The organism is Variovorax sp. P4_D9, assembly GCF_056401695.1.
Map to the genome: position 1 here is coordinate 1 of NZ_JBFUIU010001039.1, position 2691 is coordinate 2691.

The 2691-nt window shown below is 64.0% G+C and carries 4 protein-coding genes; all 4 read left to right on the forward strand.

Annotation, left to right across the window (positions count from 1 at the left end):
• A partial coding sequence (locus AC1DY5_RS50535) for a Fic family protein (RefSeq protein WP_478121833.1) occupies positions 1-972 on the forward strand: 972 nt, incomplete at its 5' end.
• A 322-nt stretch (positions 973-1294) separates the two neighbouring features.
• Positions 1295-1738 (forward strand): Fic family protein, encoded by a 444-nt coding sequence (locus tag AC1DY5_RS50540; protein WP_478121834.1) that lies wholly within the window; start codon positions 1295-1297, stop codon positions 1736-1738.
• Positions 1739-2013: 275 nt separating this feature from the next.
• The gene (locus AC1DY5_RS50545) at positions 2014-2409 is read left to right on the forward strand and encodes an ArsR/SmtB family transcription factor (protein WP_478121835.1); all 396 of its coding nucleotides are present in this window, start codon (positions 2014-2016) and stop codon (positions 2407-2409) included.
• Positions 2406-2691, forward strand: a 286-nt coding sequence (locus AC1DY5_RS50550) for an SRPBCC family protein (protein WP_478121836.1), incomplete at its 3' end; no start/stop codon positions are given. The genes AC1DY5_RS50545 and AC1DY5_RS50550, both read left to right, overlap by 4 nt.

Below are 2691 nucleotides of genomic sequence, written 5' to 3' on the forward strand. Positions count from 1 at the left end.
CGGCTGGGCATCGGGACGAGCAATTCGCAGACGCAGCAAGTGGACGGGCTGGTCGACGTGATCCGGGATGCCTCAGAGGGCTACCTCACGCCCCTGGAAGGGGATCGCCTCTGGCGGTGGCACTCGGCGCTTTTCCCCGGTGGAACGAGCGGCATCCGGCGGATTGCGGTGGGCCGGTACCGCGATCACGAGGAGGCGATGCAGATCGTGAGCGGCCCGCTCGGACGCGAGATCATTCACTACGAGGCGCCACCGTCTGCTGACGTCGCGCGCGAGATGGCGGCATTCCTCGCCTGGTTTGCCGCCTCCAACCCCGCGAACGCTGCGACTCACGGCCCGGTCCTCGATGGGATCGCGCGGGCCGCGATCGCCCATCTGTGGTTCGAGTCGATTCACCCATTTGAGGACGGCAATGGCCGCCTGGGGCGCGCCATTGTCGATCAGGCGATTGCGCAGTACTTGGGCGGACCCACCCGTTTGGCGAGCCTGTCCGGACAGTTTCTACGCAACCGCAAGGGCTACTACAAAGTGTTGAACCATGCACAGTGTGGCGGCCTCGACGTCACGGACTGGGTCTGCTGGTTCGCGGATCAGTTGGCGCAGGCCTGCCGTCACTCGAGCACGGTCATCGACAAGGCACTTGAGAAGTCGCGGTTCTGGGCAGCGCACGCCGGCATGGCGGTCAATGAGCGGCAGCGCAAAGTCGTGCAGAGATTGCTCGACGACGGCGATGGCGGCTTCCTTGGCGGGCTGAATGCCGAGAAGTACGGGAGGATGACCCGGGCATCCAAGGCCACCGCAACACGCGACTTGGCGGCCTTGCTGGAGGCACAAATGCTCTGGACCACGGGCCAAGGCCGGGGGACTCGTTATTTCGTCAACGTGCCCGGCTGGACGCACGGCCATGGTGATCCTGTGCCCGACGGCGATGATGCAGATGGGGAGCACGGCAGTTACAAGCCAGTCGGCTGATCACCGACGCCTCCGCGAATCCGTTGCAACCAATGACCATCAGCTTCGTCCCGTCTCGCCTTGAGCACGTCGAGGTCTTTCGTGGCGAGGAGTTGGACGAGCTGCTCCGCTGTGCTCAGGCCACCCCACTCAGTTCGCTCTCGAACATCGCAAGGTGGAGACATCAATCCGCGATCGCGATTTCGCCTACACATCCGCTCGGATCGAAGGGAACACCTACACCCGCGCGGAGTCGATCGCGTTGCTGAAGCTTGGGAGGCCGGCCGCAGGAAAGAGCCACCTCGAAGCGCAGATGCTCGTGAATCTCCGAGACGCGCATGGCATGGTCCTCGACAACGCGAACGAGATCGTCACGGCCGGCATCCACGGCCTGCGAAGGGTGCACACGGTGCTGATGCGCGGCATCTTGCCCGACGACCAGCTGGGCGCGACCCGCAAGACGACGCGCGTGCGTATCGCCGGCACGGAAAACGTCCCACCGGACGGCGTGCCTTACATCGAAAAGCAGGCGGCTGAGATCTTCAGGGCTCTGGGTCGCGCGGAGAACCGATTCGACGCTTCAGTCTACGCGGCGTGCAACCTCTCCTACCTCCAGATCTTCGAGGACGGGAACAAGCGCACCTCGCGTGTTTTCCAGAATGCAATCCTGCTCGCCGCGGATCTGCCGCCCATTCAGTTTCCTCTCTCGATGATTGAGGCCTACATCGACTGCCGAGGGGTTCATGTTCAGCGCTATGCCTGTCCAGCTATTTGTACCGCGCGGTGACGGCGTGCGCGTTTGGAACGGTCCCATACGCTGACTCGGTGTCGTCAACGGGCGGGCGAAATTGCTTCGTCACGTGCGCACGATCAGCGCCTCATCGCTACCGACAACGAGAGCACTCGGACCATGGCGATGCACAGGGCCGCCCGTACGTTTTGTCCTGCATCATGGTAATGAGCTTGACTATCGAAAGAAATCCATTCCCCTCCCGTACGTAACGTTAGCCCGCCCATGCAGCGCTGGGTTGACTTGTATTTAAACGTTGGGTTAAATAAGGCATGGATGGACTCAGCACCACCTTCGCTGCTCTCGCGGACCCGACACGTCGCGCGATCCTCGCGCGACTGGCGCAGGGCCCGGTGCATGTAGGCGCGCTGGTCGAGCCGTTTCCGATTTCCGGGCCGGCGATCTCGCGCCACTTGCGCGTGCTCCAACAAGCCGGTCTGATCGAGCGCGAGACCAGCGCGCAATGGCGGATCTGCCGCCTGCACGCACCCGGCCTGCGTGCCGCGCACGACTGGTTCGACCCGTACCGCATGTTCTGGGAGCAGAGCCTGGACCGCCTGGCCGAGTTGTTTGAGTCACCTCCAGCGCCTGGCGACACGACAAGCCGCAAGCGCCGTGCCGCCATCCCTGCCAAGTCCCCTCGCCGCCGAAGGAGCCGCCCATCATGAATGCACCGCAGGACTTCACACTGGACCTCACTCGTTTCATCCGTGCCCCGCGCGAGAAGGTGTTCGATGCCTTCATCGACGAGGCCGTGCTGGCGCGCTGGCACTGCCCGCGCGGAATGTCCGTGGCCAGCGCGACTGTCGACGCCCGCGTCGACGGCGCTTGGCGCATCGACATGCGCACGCGCGAGAACGCCAGCCACTCGGTAGGTGGACGCTACCGAGAGATCAAGCGCGCCGAACGCCTGGTCTACACCTGGGTCTGGGAGGAAAGCATGGAGGGCA